General features: G+C 72.9%; 12 protein-coding genes. 4 read left to right on the top strand and 8 right to left on the bottom strand.

Annotated elements, in window-relative coordinates:
- Nucleotides 1-404 (bottom strand): DUF2510 domain-containing protein (locus tag BZL64_RS23355; RefSeq protein WP_143663294.1); only part of this gene is annotated, 404 nt, incomplete at its 3' end.
- A gap of 309 nt (nucleotides 405-713) precedes the next feature.
- On the opposite strand from BZL64_RS23355, the gene BZL64_RS23360 reads away from it, so the two are divergent.
- Nucleotides 714-3,425: an ATP-binding protein gene (locus BZL64_RS23360; protein WP_086771156.1), complete on the top strand. Its 2,712-nt coding sequence runs from the start codon at nucleotides 714-716 to the stop codon at nucleotides 3,423-3,425.
- A gap of 72 nt (nucleotides 3,426-3,497) precedes the next feature.
- Here BZL64_RS23360 and pcaDC read toward each other — a convergent pair whose 3' ends face one another.
- From pcaDC to pcaH, 4 genes are read right to left on the bottom strand one after another with little or no spacing between them, the layout of a single operon-like run.
- Nucleotides 3,498-4,640: a bifunctional 3-oxoadipate enol-lactonase/4-carboxymuconolactone decarboxylase PcaDC gene (gene pcaDC, locus BZL64_RS23365; RefSeq protein WP_086771157.1), complete on the bottom strand. Its 1,143-nt coding sequence runs from the start codon at nucleotides 4,638-4,640 to the stop codon at nucleotides 3,498-3,500.
- On the bottom strand, nucleotides 4,637-5,965 hold the full coding sequence (gene pcaB / locus BZL64_RS23370) for a 3-carboxy-cis,cis-muconate cycloisomerase (protein ID WP_086771158.1): 1,329 nt from the start codon (nucleotides 5,963-5,965) through the stop codon (nucleotides 4,637-4,639). Before pcaB ends, pcaDC begins: the two co-directional genes overlap by 4 nt.
- Entirely contained in the window at nucleotides 5,962-6,567 is a 606-nt protein-coding gene (gene pcaG / locus BZL64_RS23375; RefSeq protein WP_086771159.1) for a protocatechuate 3,4-dioxygenase subunit alpha, read from the bottom strand. Before pcaG ends, pcaB begins: the two co-directional genes overlap by 4 nt.
- A gap of 6 nt (nucleotides 6,568-6,573) precedes the next feature.
- A complete protein-coding gene (pcaH, locus tag BZL64_RS23380) occupies nucleotides 6,574-7,347 on the bottom strand; it encodes a protocatechuate 3,4-dioxygenase subunit beta (RefSeq protein ID WP_086771160.1) in 774 nt (257 codons plus the stop codon).
- Nucleotides 7,348-7,615: 268 nt separating this feature from the next.
- Between pcaH and BZL64_RS23385 the strand changes: the two genes are divergently transcribed.
- Nucleotides 7,616-8,089, top strand: a complete 474-nt coding sequence (locus BZL64_RS23385) for a MarR family winged helix-turn-helix transcriptional regulator (protein WP_086771161.1) — start codon at nucleotides 7,616-7,618, stop codon at nucleotides 8,087-8,089.
- A 37-nt stretch (nucleotides 8,090-8,126) separates the two neighbouring features.
- On the opposite strand, the gene BZL64_RS23390 is transcribed toward BZL64_RS23385, so the two are convergent.
- Nucleotides 8,127-9,191, bottom strand: a complete 1,065-nt coding sequence (locus BZL64_RS23390; protein WP_086771162.1) for a DUF3048 domain-containing protein — start codon at nucleotides 9,189-9,191, stop codon at nucleotides 8,127-8,129.
- Nucleotides 9,192-9,423: 232 nt separating this feature from the next.
- Here BZL64_RS23390 and BZL64_RS23395 point away from each other — a divergent pair, with 232 nt between their 5' ends.
- The gene (locus tag BZL64_RS23395; protein ID WP_086771163.1) at nucleotides 9,424-10,614 is read left to right on the top strand and encodes a zinc-dependent alcohol dehydrogenase; all 1,191 of its coding nucleotides are present in this window, start codon (nucleotides 9,424-9,426) and stop codon (nucleotides 10,612-10,614) included.
- A 42-nt stretch (nucleotides 10,615-10,656) separates the two neighbouring features.
- Here BZL64_RS23395 and BZL64_RS23400 read toward each other — a convergent pair whose 3' ends face one another.
- Nucleotides 10,657-11,742, bottom strand: coding sequence for an ATP-dependent DNA ligase (locus tag BZL64_RS23400; protein ID WP_086771164.1), 1,086 nt, complete (start codon nucleotides 11,740-11,742; stop codon nucleotides 10,657-10,659).
- A gap of 75 nt (nucleotides 11,743-11,817) precedes the next feature.
- Here BZL64_RS23400 and ligD point away from each other — a divergent pair, with 75 nt between their 5' ends.
- Nucleotides 11,818-12,849, top strand: coding sequence for a non-homologous end-joining DNA ligase (ligD, locus tag BZL64_RS23405; protein ID WP_086771165.1), 1,032 nt, complete (start codon nucleotides 11,818-11,820; stop codon nucleotides 12,847-12,849).
- Between the two features lie 20 nt (nucleotides 12,850-12,869).
- Here the strand turns inward: ligD and BZL64_RS23410 are convergent, their stop codons facing one another.
- Nucleotides 12,870-15,050 (bottom strand): OmpL47-type beta-barrel domain-containing protein, encoded by a 2,181-nt coding sequence (locus BZL64_RS23410; protein ID WP_086771182.1) that lies wholly within the window; start codon nucleotides 15,048-15,050, stop codon nucleotides 12,870-12,872.
- Nucleotide 15,051: the final 1 nt, after the last annotated feature.

Raw genomic sequence — 15,051 nt, forward strand, 5'->3', positions numbered from 1 at the left:
CCCGAGCCGCCCGAGCCGCCCGAGTCACCGAACGGGTCCTGTCCGCCGTAGCCGCCCGGACCGCCCGGCCGCTGCGCCGTGCCGGGCGCGTCGGAGCCGCCCTCGTCCTTGGTCAGCGCGTACACGCCGACCCCGATGCCGGCCAGCACCGCCACGGCCGCCACGACGGCGGTCGCCGTGCGCAGCCGGTGCCGCGAACCGGCGGGCGGGGCCGCTGGATAGACGGGGTACGCGGGGAAGGCGCCGACCGTCGGTGCCTGGGCCGGCGCACCCCACGCGGCGGCCTGGCCCGCGGGGCGGGTCTGATCCGTCCATGCCTTGCCGTCCCACCAGCGCTCGGTGGGCGGGGCGTCACTTGTCTGTCCGGGATCGGGATACCACCCGGGGGGAGTCACCTGCGTCATGTCCCCACCGTATGAGGCATCGGTGAAAGTCGTATGAGAGGGATGGGTTCTTCTCCGGGCGTTGTTCTCCGGGCGTTCTTCCGGCACCCGTGCCCGGTCGGCCGGAAACCGCCGTCACCTCGACGTCAATTCGACGTCAGTCCCCTCTCGTTGACGTTCCGGGGCCTGAGCCGCAGGCCCGCGGCGCCCTGGCGGGGTACCGTCCGTCACCCGCCGGGGCAACAGCTGGGCGGACCACCCTCCGCGCGGACCGCCGGACGGCTACGCTCGAGGTCGTACGTCGTTCGGGCGACTCGGGGAGGTAGCGGGATGACGAAGGTACGGCCGGCGGCGGCCGCCTCCGCCTCCCTGTGGGAGCGCGACAAGGAAGTGGCCGCCCTCGAGCGGGTGGTGGACACGCTCTGCGCCGACGGCTCCTCGTCGGGCCGGGTGCATCTGCTGCGCGGCGACGCGGGGCTCGGCAAGACGGCCCTGCTGGCCGAGACCCGGCGCATCGCCGAGGCCCGCGGCTGCACGGTGTGGTCCGCGCGCGGCGGCGAGACCCTCAGGTCGGTCCCCTTCAACGTGGTACGGCAGCTGCTCCAGCCCGCGCTGCTGTCCCTGCACCCGGAGGAGGCCCGCGAATACCTCGGCGACTGGTACGACATCGCCGGCCCCGCCCTCGGCATCGCGGAACCGGGGGAGATCCCCGCCGACCCGCAGGGCGTGTGCGACGGCCTGGTCGCCGCCGTGACCCGGCTGGCCCGGCGCGACTGGCCGCTGGTGCTGCTGGTCGACGACGCGCACTGGGCCGACCAGGAGACGCTGCGCTGGCTCGCGGCCTTCGTGGAACGCCTCGACGAGCTGTCCGTGCTGGTCGTCGTGGCCCGCAGGCCCACCGAGGTCAAGGGCGACAGCGCCCGGTACCTCGACACGGTCGCCGAGGCGGCCGGTCAGTCCGTCACCAGCCTCAGCGTCCTGACCCCGGAAGCGGTCGCCGGGCTCACCCGCGCCACCCTCGGCGAGCACTCCGACGACCCGTTCTGCCGCGAGGTCTGGGCCGTCACCGGCGGCAACCCCTACGACACGGTCGAACTCCTCGCCAAGGTCCAGGACCGGGCGCTGGCACCCGGCGAGTCCTCCGCCACCGAACTGCGCCCGCTGAACCGCTCCGCCCGTGGCGGCGGCCTCGTCACCCGCCTGGAACAACTGGGCGTCGACGCCACCCGGTTCGCCATGGCCGCCGCCATCCTCGGCGCCGAGATCACCGTCGACCAGGCGGCGCGGCTCGCCGGCATGCGCCACGAGGTCGCCGTGCGCTGCGCCGAACTCCTGCGCAACTCCCGCATCCTGACGGCACCCGACGCGGTGGCCGCCCCCGCCGACGACGGCCTGGAGTTCGTCCACCCGCTGATCGCCACCGCCGTCTACGACTCCATCCCCGACGGCCTGCGCAAGGCGATGCACGGCATCGCCGCCCAGGTCGTGATCGACGCGGGCAAGGGCCTCGCGGCAGCCTCCCGGCATCTGCTCCAGGTCCACGCGGACGACGACGAGGAACTCGTCGAGCAGCTGCGCGAGGCCGCCCGCGAACACCTCGCCGTCGGCGCCCCGGACGCGGCCCGCCGCTGTCTGGAACGCGCCCTGAGGGAACCGCCCGCGCCCGACGTGCACCCGCACGTGCTCTACGAACTAGGCTGCGCCACCCTCCTCACGTCGCCCGCCCGCACCATCGAGCACCTGCGGACCGCGCTCGCCATGCCCGGCCTCGACAACGCCAAACGGGTCGACGCCGTCTACCGCCTCTCCCAGGCCCTCACCCACAACGACCAGCTGGAGGAGGCCGTCCGCACGGTCGAGGCGGAGGCGGCCCGGCAGACCACCGGACCGGCACGGATGCGGCTCCAGGCCGTGCAGTTCATGTGGGAGGGCATCTACGCGGGCGAGACCACCTCACCCGGCCGTTCCCAGAAACTCAGCACGCTCGCCGCCACCTGCAGCGGCCGGGACAACGCCGAGCGGGCGCTTCTCATCCTGCGCGGCTTCGACGCCATGACCCACGGGGAGAACGCGGAAGTCGTCGCCGAACTCTGCGACCGCGCCCTGGTCAACGGCCGCCTCGCACCCGGTCTCGGCTGGACCGACCCCGAATGGGGCCTGGAACTGCTGATGATGCTGGCCAGTTCGTACGCCTACACCGACCGCCTCGACCGGGCCGAAGCCCTCTTCAACGAGGCACTGCGCGCCTACACCACCGCCGGCTGGAGCGGCGGCCACCTCGCCGTGGCCCACGCCTACCTCGGACTCGGCCTGCGCCGCCGGGGCCGGCTGAGGGAGGCCGAGGAGACCCTGCGGGAGTCACTGCGCATCGCCGAACGCGTCGGCCGCGGCCTGCCCCTGTACTGGTCGGCCATCTGCAACCTCGTCGACACGCTGCTCGCCCGCGGCCACACCGAGGAAGCCTGGGAGATCTCCGAGCAGTACGGCTTCGCCCCGCCCTACCCGTCCACGATCGTGCTGCCCGACCCGCGGTCGGTGCGCGGCCGGCTGCTGCTGGCCGTCGGCCGCACCCAGGACGGCATCAACGAGCTGGAGGAGGCCGAGAAGGCGGCGGCCGTCCGCGGTCACCTCAACCCGGTGATGGTGCCCTGGGCCGCCGACCTGGCCAAGGCCCTCGTCACGCAGGACCCGGCGCGCGCCGCCCGGCTGGCCTCCGACGCCCGCCGCCAGGCCGAACGATTCGGCACGGACACCGCCATCGGCGAGGCCCTGCGCTGCGCCGCCGCCCTGGAGACCGGCCAGCGCGCGGTCCGCCTCGCCGGCCAGGCGGTCACCTACCTGGAAGCCTCGCCCTGCCAGTACGAACACGCCGCCGCCCGCGTCGAGTTCGGCATCCTCTCCCGCTCGGCCTCCGAACTCCACCGGGGCCTGACCCTGGCCCGCTCCTGCGACGCGGACGGCCTGGCCGACCAGGCCCAGACAGCACTCGACGCCCTGGGCGCCCCGGCGGTGGGCCTCGTACCGGGCCAGAAGCGGAGGTAGGGGCCGACGGGAAGGCAGGGCGGAGCAGCAGCGGACCCCCGACGGCCACACCGGCGCCGGGGAACCGCGAGGTCAGCCCTCGCTCCCCTTCCCTTCCCCCTGCTCCTCCTCCGCCAGTACCCGCTGGGCCGTCGCGAAGGCCGAGTTCGCTGCCGGGACGCCGCAGTAGACGGCCGTCTGGAGGAGGACCGCGCCGATCTCCTCCGCGGTGAGTCCGTTGCGCCTGGCCGCCCGGACGTGCATGGCCAGCTCGTCGTAGTGGCCGTGGGCGACCAGCGCGGTCAGTGTGATCATGCTGCGCTCGCGGCGGCTGAGCGTCGGGTCGGTCCAGATCTCGCCCCAGGCGTAGCGGGAGATGAAGTCCTGGAAGCGGGCGGTGAACGGCGTCTGGCGGGCCTGCGCCCGGTCCACGTGCGCGTCGCCGAGAACCTCCCGCCGCACCCGCATGCCCTGCCCGGAGCCCGTGCCCAAATGGGCGCGCAACGCGGTCAGTACGGCTCGCGGACACTGGGCGGGAGCCAGGTGCGAGGCGCCCGGGATCTCCACGAGCGCGGCGCCCGGCACCGCGTCCGCGATCTCCCGCAGATGCGCAGGCGGCGTCGCCGGATCCTCGCGACCGGCCACCAGCAGGGTGGGTACGGCGATCTCCGCGAGCCGTCCGCGCAGGTCGAACGCGGCCAGCGCGTCGCAGCAGGCCGCGTAGGCGGCGGGGTCGGCGCGGCGGTGGTCGGCGACCAGTTCCGGCACCGTGAACCCGCCGCTGAACCAGCGGGAGTCCGCGTGGTCCGCGAGCGAGTCCAGCCCCTCGCGCCGCACCAGCGCGGCCCGCTCCCGCCACGGCCCGGCCCCGTTGAAATGGGCCGAGGAGCAGATCACCGCCAGCGACGAGACCCGCTCGCGGTGGTGCAGCGCCAGATGCAGTCCGACCGCCCCGCCCAGCGACACACCCGCGTAGGCGAACCGCTCCAGGCCGAGGGAGTCGGCGAGCCCCAGCACCAGGGCGGCCAGGTCGGCGACGGTGGCGCCGGGACCGATCAGGCCGGCCGGTGAGCCACCGTGTCCCGGCAGGTCCCAGCGGATCACCCGGTGCGTGATGGACAGCTCGGGCGCGACCTCGTCCCACAAGGCGTACGAGGTGCCGAGGGAAGGGCCGAGGAGCAGTGGGGGAGCGGAAGTCGGCCCCTCGGCACGGTGGTTGAGCAGCTTCTCGGTCAACGTCGCTCCAGCGCACGGTCGGTGAGGGCTCCCGCGGAGCCGGTGTAACGGGCGGGGTCGGTGAGGTCGTCCAGCGGCACGTCCTTCAACGCCGGTTCGTCGGCGAGTAGTTCGCCCAGGGAGCGGCCCTCGGTGAAGGTGCGGGGCGCGAGCCGGGTCAGCAGTTCCCTGGCGCGGGCCCGGCCGAGCACCGCCGACAGCTCGGCGGAGAGCCGCTCGGAGACGATCAGCCCGTGGGTGAGCCCGAGATGCTCGCGCATGACGTCCGCGCGAACCCGCAGCCCCTCGGTCAGTTCGGCCGCGTCCCGGGCGGCCCCGCCGACCAGCCGCAGCAGATCCCGCAGCGGCTCCCACTCGGCGTGCCAGGCCCCGGCCGGCCGCTCGTCCGGCGCGACCAGCGACCCGTACAGCGTCGCCGCCAGCTGCGGGGCCCGCTGGGCGGCGGCCCCGATCAGCGTGGACCGTACCGGGTTCGCCTTGTGCGGCATCGCCGAGGAGCCGCCTCCGCCGGCCTCCGTGACCTCGCCGATCTCGGTGCGGGAGAGGGTGAGGACATCGGCCGCCGTCTTCCCCAGCGCGCCCGCCGTGAAGGCCAGGCATCCGGCCAGGTCGGCGACCGGTGTGCGCAAGGTGTGCCACGGCAACAGCGGTGCGCGCAGGCCCAGTTCACGGGCGTACGCGGCGGGCAGCGCGGTCGCGTCCTCGGCGCCGTATGCCGTGAAGGCTGCCAGCGTCCCGGCCGCGCCCCCGAGTTGGGCGGGCAGCGAGTCCCGTACGGCCGACACCCGGTCCCGTGCGTCCAGCACCAGCGAACGCCACCCGGCGGCCTTCAGCCCGAACGTCGTCGGTACGGCGTGCTGGGTGAGCGTCCGGCCCGGCATCGGCGTGTCCCGGTGCCCGGCGGCCAGCCGCGCCAGCGCCCGCTGCGTACGGTCGAGGTCGGCGAGCACCGTCTCCAGCGCCCGCACGGCGACCAGCATGGTCGCCGTGTCCAAGATGTCCTGGCTGGTCGCACCCCGGTGGACGTACGGCCCGAACTCCGGCCCGACCGCCTTCGTGAGGTCGGCGACCAGCGGGATCACCGGGTTCCCGCCGCTCCTCGCGCGCTCGGCGAGGGACCCTACGTCGAAAACGCCTTCGGCGGCTTCCGTCACGGCCGTCGCGGCGGCGGCCGGGGCCAGGCCCAGCGCGGCCTGCGCACGGGTCAGCGCGGCCTCGGCGTCGAGCAGCGCCCGCAGATAGGCGGCGTCGCTCGTCGCCGTGGCCGCGCGTGACCCGGTCCACCCGGGGGCGAGCAGACCGGCGTCGAACTGATCAGCTGTCACTGGAACTCCAGGAAGACCGTCTCGCCCTCGCCCTGAAGGCGGATGTCGAAACGGTAGGTGCCCTGTGCGTCGGCCGTGGCGATCAGCGTGCCCCGGCGCGCCGGATCGAGCCCGGCCAGCAGCGGGTCCGTGGCGTGCGCGGCCGTGTCCTCGGGCAGGTAGGTCCGGGTGAACAGATGGACGAGCAGTCCTCGCGCGAACACGCACACACTCAGGTAGGGGGCGCTGCGGCCACGCGCACCGGGTCGCAGGGTGCGCGCGTACCAGTGGCCGTTGGCGTCCGTCTGGACGCGGCCCCAGCCGGTGAACTCCACGCCGTTGCGTCCCAGATAGCCGCCGGTAGACGGGTCGCGCCGGATCGAGCCGTCGACGGCGGGCACCCGGCCGTCCGGGTCGGGGCCCCACAGCTCGACGAACGCGTCCGGCAGCGGCCTGCCCTCACCGTCGTACACGTAGCCCTGGACGGTGATCGTGTCCGGGTGGCCGACGGGCGCGATGTCACCGCCGCCGGGGAAGGGCAGCGCGTACCCGTAGAAGGGGCCGACCGTGTGCGACGGGGTGGGCAGCACGCTCTCCGGGCTGCTGGTGTCGATCTTCGTCATGGCGGGTCAGCGTCCTTCTTCGATCCAGGTGGCGTTCCGGCCGTCCAGCACGATGTCCCAGTGGTAGCCGAGCGAGAACTCGGGCACGGACAGGCTGTGGTCGTAGGTGGCGACCAGCCGCTGCCGCGCCGCGTCGTCCGTCACCGACTGCAGGATCGGGTCGTGGGCGAACAGCGGGTCGTTCGGGAAGTACATCTGCGTCACCAGGCGCTGGGTGAACGCCGAACCGAACAGCGAGAAGTGGATGTGCGCGGGCCGCCAGGCGTTGACGTGGTTGCGCCACGGATACGGGCCCGGCTGGACCGTGGTGAAGCGGTAGAAACCGGTGTCGTCGGTGAGCGTGCGGCCCACGCCGGTGAAGTTCGGGTCCAGCGGGGCGTCGTGCTGCTCGCGCTGATGGGCGTACCGGCCGGCCGAGTTGGCCTGCCAGATCTCCACCAGCTGACCGCGGACCGGGCGGCCGGAGCGGTCGAGGAGCCGGCCGGAGACGGTGATGCGCTCGCCGATCGGCTCGGCGCGGTGATGCCGGGTCAGATCGTTGTCGATCTCGGTGATGTCCCGCTCGCCGAAGGCCGGCGAGGCCAGCTCCACCAGCTCCGGGTCCTGGGAAACGTCGATTGCGACCGGCGGCTGCCGAGGGTGGCGCAGGGTGGAGGAGCGGTAGGGCGCGTAGTCGCGGCGCGGGTGATGCTCGACGGCGCCGCCGTCGGCGAGCCGCTTCTCGTACGCGGCGTGCTCGGCCGCGATCTCCTGGTCGATGTCGGCTTGCGTGAGAGTCATGAGAGGTCCCGGGGTCACTGACGTTCGAGGACGAGTGCGAGTGCGCGAGTGCGGGGATGAGGGTGAGGCCCCTTCTGGTCAGGCGCCCTCAGCTTCAGTTAATCAGCACACTGACTATTTAGGTGAGGCGGTCTTCACGCTGCCATCGACGGACCGGGGCGTCAAGTGCCTGGACAATACTGCGGTGGGTGGGCCAAGGGACGGGAAGACGGATGCTTCCCCTCCAGGTATCGTTCAGTGCACGTACGAATCTACTTCGGGAGCATGCATGGCTGCGGTGGACCTCAACACCCATCCCGGACACCTGGCCCGGCGGCTCCAGCAGGCGCACTACCTGTTGTGGAACGCGATGGTCTCCGAGGAGATCACCTCGCCGCAGTTCGCCGTCCTCAACACGCTCGTCGCCGAGCCGGGCCTCGACCAGCGCACGGTCGGGGAGCGGGTGGGGCTGGACCGCTCCACGGTCGCCGAGGTGATCGCCCGGCTGATCCGCCGCGAACTCCTCGACAAGGTCCGCGACCCGCAGGACGGCCGCCGCTTCCTGCTGCGCCTGACGGACGACGGCGTCCGCACCCAGCGCAGGCTCGCCGTGCGCGCGGCCCGGATGAGCCAGGTCTTCCTCGCCCCCCTCTCCGGTGACGAGCAGACACTGTTCTTCGACCTGATCCGCCGGGTGGCGGACGCGGCGGAAGGCCTGCGCAACCCGGCGGAGCCGCTGGCCGGCCGGGGCGCGAGCACGTAGGGCATCCCGGACAGCGGGCGAACGCGGTTTCCTGACGTTAGGGCCGCTGCGCGAAGACCACCCACACCCGGCCCTCGGCGAAGGCGACCGGCGTGCCGTCGCGCGTGGTGAAGCGCGTGCCGTCCGTCGCCGTCGGACGCAGCCACCGCACGTCGTGGGAGCGCCCGTCGCGCAGCACCTCGGCCGTCCCCGAGCCGACGGTCTCCGTGTACGGCGTGGGGTTGCCGAGCAGGTCGTGGTAGCCGGACCTGCGCACGTCGACGTACTGCACGACCACCGTCGGCGGAGCGAGCCGGCGCCCGTCGGCGGTCACCGTGGGCGCCCCGTCCGTCGTGATCTCCCACCCCCGACGCTCCGGCGACCAGGTGAACGTGAACCGGGCCGAGGGGTAGCGCACGGTGCGCGAGCGCGTGGGTGTGCCGCCGTCGGGCGCGGGGCCGTGACGGAAGCCGGTGGTCAGTGCGGCCTCGCCCGGCGCGGACGGCAGCACGCGGTGGGGGCGCAGATAGAGGTTGTGCGGGGAGGCCTTCTCGGTGCCCCGGTAGTAGGCGTCCTCCGCGTCCTGCGGGGTGACGGCCTCCAAGGGCTCCTTGTCGATCAGGGGCAGCAGCTTGCCCTGCGCGCCGGAGAACGCCAGCGCCGGCCGGTCGAACTGGCGCAGCAGCTCCAGGTCGGACTCTCGCGCGCTGCGCACCGGCCCGACCGTCTTCGGCAGCCGCGTCGCGTACACCGCCATCAGCCGGCTCAGACCGCCCTCGACCTGTTCGACGTAGACGATGTCCGCGGCGTCCAGGCCGGTCTGCGGGCGTGCCGCGCGGACGTTGTCGATCTTCACGGCGAGGACCTGCCCGACGGCGGCGGCGGTGCCCGTGTCGGTGCGGCTCGCCGGCCGGTCGGTGCCGCGGCCGTCGTCGGCGGGGGCGGGGCCGTTCGTGCAGCCCGCGGCCAGCGTGAGCGCGAGAGCGGCGGCGAGCGCGGACGCCGTGGCCGTCCCGCGGCCGGGGTGTACGCCTCGACGGGCGGGGCCCCGCCGGCGTGAGGCCCGGAACCGCCTGCCGGGTCTCCGGCGCGTCGCGCCGTCCACCGTTGCCATGTCCACCATCGCCACCCCGTTCCGTGCCCTGATTGTGCGCTTATCGGTTCGTTGGTGGCCATACCCGATCGATCCGGATTGTTCGCGTCGAGTGGGCCGATCGGCCCACGTGGGGGGTGTGGTGGTGCCGGGGTGCCGCGCCGTGCGGTTCGGAGCCGGGGCCTCGGGTACCCGGGCCCCGCACCCCGGGACCCGGACCGGTACGGCGGGCCCCCGAACTCGGTGGAGGGAGCGCGGCACGATGAAGGCAGTGACCTGGCAGGGGAAGCGGGACGTACGGGTGGAGTCCGTGCCCGACCCGACGATCCAGGAACCGACGGATGCCGTCATCCGCGTCACGTCCACCGGACTGTGCGGCTCCGATTTGCACCTCTACGAGGTGCTCACCCCGTTCATGACCCCCGGCGACATCCTCGGCCACGAACCCATGGGCATCGTCGAGGAGGTCGGCGCCGGGGTTGTCGACCTCAGTGTCGGCGACCGGGTCGTCGTGCCCTTCCAGATCGCCTGCGGCGACTGCTGGATGTGCCTCAACTCCCTGCCCACCCAGTGCGAGACCACCCAGGTCACCGCCGAGGGCATGGGCGCCGCCCTGTTCGGCTACACCCGCCTCTACGGCGCGGTGCCCGGCGGCCAGGCCGAGTACCTGCGCGTTCCGCAGGCTCAGTACGGACCCATCAAGGTGCCCGAGGGCCCGCCCGACGACCGCTTCGTCTACCTCTCCGACGTCCTGCCCACCGCCTGGCAGGCCGTCGCCTACGCCGGCATCCCCGAGGGCGGCAGCGTCGCTGTGCTCGGCCTCGGTCCCATCGGCGACATGGCCTGCCGCGTCGCCCAGGTGCGCGGCGCCGGGAGGGTGTTCGGGGTGGACCTGGTCGGCGACCGGCTGCGCCGGGCCCACGCGCGGGGCGTCGAGACGTACGACCTGCGCAACTTCGACAGCGAGAAGGAACTGGTCGACGCGATCCGCGACGAGACCGACGGGCGCGGCCCGGACGCCGTGATCGACGCCGTCGGCACCGAGGCGCACGGCAGCGCGGCGGCCCGGATGATCCAGAACGCGTCCGCCCTGCTGCCCCGCAAGGTCAGCGGCCCGCTCGCCGAACGCTTCAGCGTCGACCGGCTCGCCGCCCTGCACACCGCCATCGAACTGGTGCGCCGCGGCGGCACCCTGTCCCTCGTCGGCGTCTACGGCGGCACGGCCGACCCGCTGCCCATGCTCACCATGTTCGACAAGCAGCTCCAGATCCGGATGGGCCAGGCCAATGTGCGCCGCTGGAGCGACGACATCCTCCCCTACCTCACCGACGAGGACCCGCTCGGCGTCGACGACTTCGCCACCCACCGCATACCGCTGTCCGAGGCGCCGAAGGCGTACGAGATGTTCCAGCAGAAGCGGGACGGCGCGGTGAAGATCCTCATGACGCCGTAGGGCGGCTGCCCGACGCCGCGACCCCGGCGACGGGCGCCGGTCTCAGGAGGGCGCCGTCCGGGGCGGCGCCCCGAGGATCTCCGCGAGGTCGTAGCGCACCGGCTCCTCCAGCTGCGCGTACGTGCAGCTCTCCGGGGTGCGGTCCGGGCGCCAGCGGCGGAACCGGGCCGTGTGCCGAAAGCGCGCCCCGTTCTCCATGTGGTCGTACGCCACCTCGGCCACCCGCTCCGGCCTGAGCGGCACCCAGGACAGGTCCTTCTTGCCCGACCAGCGGCTCGGCGCGCCGGGCAGCCGGGCACTCTCGTGGGCCGCCTCCTGGGCCCACGCCGCCCAGGGGTGCCCCGCGACATCGTCCATGCGCAGCGGTTCCAGCTCCTCGACCAGCTCGGCGCGGCGCTTCATGGCGAAGGCGGCCGACACACCGACGTGCTGGAGGGCACCCCGGTCGTCGTACAGGCCCAGCAGCAGCGAACCCACCACCGGCCCGCTCTTGTGGAACCGGTATCCGGCCACCACCACGTCCGCGGTCCGTTCATGCTTGATCTTGAACATGGCCCGCTCGTCCGGGCGGTACGCCAGCGTCAGCGGCTTGGCGATCAGCCCGTCCAGGCCCGCGCCCTCGAACTCCTCGAACCACCGCCGCGCCACCTCGATGTCCGTCGTCGACGGTGCCAGGTGCACCGGCGGCGTCACCCCGTCCAGCGCCCGCTCCAGCAGTGCCCGGCGGTCGGTCTGGGGGACGTCCAGCACCGACTCGTCGTCCAGCGCCAGCAGGTCGAAGGCCACGAAGGAGGACGGCGTCCGCTCGGCGAGCATGCGCACCCGCGAGTCCGCCGGGTGGATCCGCTCGGTCAGCGCGTCGAAGTCCAGCCGCCCCTCACGCGCGATGACGATCTCCCCGTCCAGCACGCACCGCTCGGGCACCCGCTCCCGAAGGGCGGCCACCAGCTCGGGAAAGTACCTGGTCAGCGGCTTGCCGGTACGGCTTCCCAGCTCGACCTCGGCGCCGTCGCGGAACACGATCGCCCGGAAGCCGTCCCACTTCGCCTCGTACTGCATCCCCGGCGGAATCGTCGACACCGACTTGGCGAGCATGGGCTTCACGGGCGGCATGACGGGCAGATCCATGGGTCCGATTCTGCTCGGAAACCAGCGAAGCCGCCCGGTATGCGTGCTGTGCGAGGTACGCCTACCGTGGCTCGCATGGGCGATGCGGTGGAACTCGAGGTGGCCGGCCGGACCGTACGGCTGTCCAGCCCCGACAAGATCTTCTTTCCGGAGCGCGGCTTCACCAAGCTGGACCTCGCCCGCTACTACCAGGCCGTCGCCCCCGGGATCCTGCGCGCCCTGCGCGACCGCCCCACCACACTGGAGCGCTACCCGGACGGTGTGACCGGCGAGTCCTTCTTCCAGAAACGGGCCCCGAAGAACATGCCCGACTGGATCCCGCGCGCCCACATCACCTTCCCGAGCGGCCGCAGCGCCGACGAGATGTGCCCCACCGAACAGGCCGCCGTGCTGTGGGCCGCCCAGTACGGCACGCTCACCTTCCATCCCTGGCCCGTGCGTCGCAGTGACGTCGACCGACCCGACGAACTCCGCATCGACCTCGACCCGCAGCCCGGTACCGACTACGACGACGCCGTCCACGCCGCCCACGAACTGCGCGCCGTACTCGAGGAGTTCGGCGGTCTGCGCGGCTGGCCCAAGACCTCCGGCGGGCGTGGCTTGCACGTGTTCGTGCCGATCGCACCGAGCTGGACCTTCACGCAGGTCCGCCGCGCCGCCATCGCCGCCGGCCGCGAACTGGAACGCCGCATGCCGGACCGGGTCACCACCAAGTGGTGGAAGGAGGAGCGGGGCGAACGCATCTTCGTCGACTACAACCAGACCGCCCGCGACCGCACCATCGCCTCCGCCTACTCCGTACGCCCCCGCCCGCACGCCCCCGTGTCGGCGCCCCTGCGCTGGGAGGAGGTCGGCGTGGCCCACCCCGTCGACTTCGACATCGCGACCATGCCGGCCCGCTACGCCGAACTCGGCGACGTCCACGCCGACATGGACGAACACGCCTTCTCCCTCGAAGCGCTCCTGGAGCTGGCCCGCCGCGACGAACACGACCACGGGCTCGGTGATCTGCCGTACCCGCCCGAGTATCCGAAGATGCCGGGCGAACCCAGGCGGGTACAGCCGAGCCGGGCCCGCAAGGACGGGCCGGCCCCCACAACTCCCTGAGCGTCACCGCTCGTCGGCGCCTACAACTCCATGATCCGGATGTCCCGGTACGACACCACGTCGGTCGTGCCGTGCACCTGGAGGCCCACATAGCCGGAGGCGAACCGCCTCCCGTCCGTGCCCGGATCGTCCGCGCGCGGCGGGGAGAACTCCTGGCCGCCGGTGTTGTCGAACTCGTTGATCAGCACGCCGTTGCGCAGCACCGAGTAGTGCTGGCCGACCACCCGGATCTCGTAGTCGTTCCAGGTGCCCTTCTGCGTCACGCCCGCCCCGGCGAGGCCCACCCGGTCGAAGCCGTACACCGAGCCGGTCTTGTACAGGTCGCCGTCGGGCCGGTCGAGCACCTGCACCTCGTGCCCGTACTTGATGGCCGCCCACTCCGGCCGCGGTTCCCCGGCATCGCCGTGGACCCACGGGAAGCGCACGAAGAGACCGGAGTTGGCGTTGCCGGTGCCCGGCGCGTCGTCCCGCCACTGCAGACGCAGCGAGAAGTCGGCGTACTTGCGCTGCGGGTACCACAGCATGCCGAGGCCGGCCCTCGTCGTGCCCGAGGTGATCGAGCCGTCGCCGTTCGGGGCGAAGGAGCCGCCGCCGACCTGTTCCCACCGGGCGAGGGACGCGGCGCTGCCGTCCATGATCGTGCGGTAGCCCTCGGTCTGTCCGGGCTCGCCGATCCCGGAGGTGCCGGCCGCCCCGAGGACCGTGTCGTACTCGCGCTCGTCGACGACCCCGTTCCTGAACAGCGCGTCCAGGACCGTCCTCACATGCTTGAGGAACAGGGCGTGGGACGTCCACTCCCGTTCGTCCTCGATCAACTCGTTGATCCGGCACCGGTTGTCGGTCACCCGGTTCGGGACCCCGGTGCCGACCGTGCCGACGAACACCGTCAACCGCTCGTCCCACTCCGGGCAGGCGGGCGCGGGCACGCCGCCGCCGGCCGCCACCGTGAAACTCACGTCGCGTGCCGCCGAGGTGTTGCCCGCCCTGTCGGTCGCCCGGTACGCCACGGTGTGGGTGCCGGCCCGGTCGACGACCACGGCGGCGGTGTACGCCAGGTACGGCCCGCCGTCGAGCGAGTACTCGACGGCCGCGACCCCCGAGCCGCCCTCGTCGCTCGCGCCGACCGTCACGCGGGCGTGTCCGATGTAGGCGCCCGCCGCGTTGCGGGTGCCCTCGACGGTCACGCCGGTCACCGGGGGAGTGGTGTCCCGCGGAGGTGCGGCGACCACCGTGAAGGTGACGCTCTTGACGGCCGACGCGTTGCCCGCCTTGTCGACGGCCCGGTAGCGGACGGTGTGGGTGCCGACCTGGTGGACCATGACGGGGGCGGTGTACGAGATCCAGTCGTCCGTCGCCCCGCCGACCGCATACTGTATACGGTCGACGCCCGACCCCGTATCGGAGGCCGTGACGGTGACGGTCGCCATGTCGACGTACGTCCCGTCGGCGTTCAGCTCACCGCTCACCGTCGCCGAGGTCTCCGGCGGGGTGGTGTCGTCCGAGGCCGGCGGCACGACGGTGAACGCCACGGTCTTCTCGGCGGAGACGTTGCCGGCCTTGTCGAAGGCGCGGTAGCGGATCGTGTGACCGCCGGCCCGGTCCACGACCACGGGCGCTGTATACGGTACCCAGTCGCCTGTCGCGTCGACGGCGTACTGGATCCTGTCGACCCCCGACCCGCCGGTCTCGTCGGTCGCCGCGACCGCCACGCTCGCGGATCCCACATACTCGCCCTGCGCGTTCTGCACCCCGCTGACCCGTGCCGACGTCTGCGGCGCGGTGGTGTCCTCCCCGCTGCCCTCGGACACCACGAGGATGCCCTGCATCTGCCCGTGGCCGGGGATCGTGCAGTGGTAGAAGTAGCGGCCGGGGGAGAGCGTGACCTCGGCGGTGTGACGGCCGCCCATGTCGTCGTTCGGGTTGGCGAGGATGTTCAGCTCGACATCGCCGTTGAACTCGGGATCGCTCGTCACGAACGTCAACGTGTGCGGCATCCCCGTGGTGTTGCCGGTCGCCGCGCTGTTCTCGAAGACGATCGTCGCCGGGCCCGCCACCGCGGTCGTCGGCGCCGTCGTGTACCGGGTGATGTCGTCACCGGCCGTCCAGGTCAGCACCTGTGCGGCCGCGGCGGGAAGAACAGCGCGAACCGGTTGTTGCCCGGGCCTGGCCGCACCGGGCCCGGCCTGCAGCCCGAGCACCATC

The organism is Streptomyces bobili, assembly GCF_002154575.1.
GTDB lineage: Bacteria > Actinomycetota > Actinomycetes > Streptomycetales > Streptomycetaceae > Streptomyces > Streptomyces bobili.

Excerpts from the sequence above, each read along its gene's own strand:
- BZL64_RS23360 (WP_086771156.1), top strand. The coding sequence starts at position 714 with ATGACGAAGGTACGGCCGGCGGCGGCCGCCTCCGCCTCCCTGTGGGAG.
- pcaG (WP_086771159.1), bottom strand. The coding sequence starts at position 6,567 with ATGACGAAGATCGACACCAGCAGCCCGGAGAGCGTGCTGCCCACCCCG.
- pcaH (WP_086771160.1), bottom strand. The coding sequence starts at position 7,347 with ATGACTCTCACGCAAGCCGACATCGACCAGGAGATCGCGGCCGAGCAC.
- BZL64_RS23385 (WP_086771161.1), top strand. The coding sequence starts at position 7,616 with ATGGCTGCGGTGGACCTCAACACCCATCCCGGACACCTGGCCCGGCGG.
- BZL64_RS23390 (WP_086771162.1), bottom strand. The coding sequence starts at position 9,191 with ATGGTGGACATGGCAACGGTGGACGGCGCGACGCGCCGGAGACCCGGC.
- BZL64_RS23395 (WP_086771163.1), top strand. The coding sequence starts at position 9,424 with ATGAAGGCAGTGACCTGGCAGGGGAAGCGGGACGTACGGGTGGAGTCC.
- BZL64_RS23400 (WP_086771164.1), bottom strand. The coding sequence starts at position 11,742 with ATGGATCTGCCCGTCATGCCGCCCGTGAAGCCCATGCTCGCCAAGTCG.
- ligD (WP_086771165.1), top strand. The coding sequence starts at position 11,818 with ATGGGCGATGCGGTGGAACTCGAGGTGGCCGGCCGGACCGTACGGCTG.
- BZL64_RS23410 (WP_086771182.1), bottom strand. The coding sequence starts at position 15,050 with ATGGTGCTCGGGCTGCAGGCCGGGCCCGGTGCGGCCAGGCCCGGGCAA.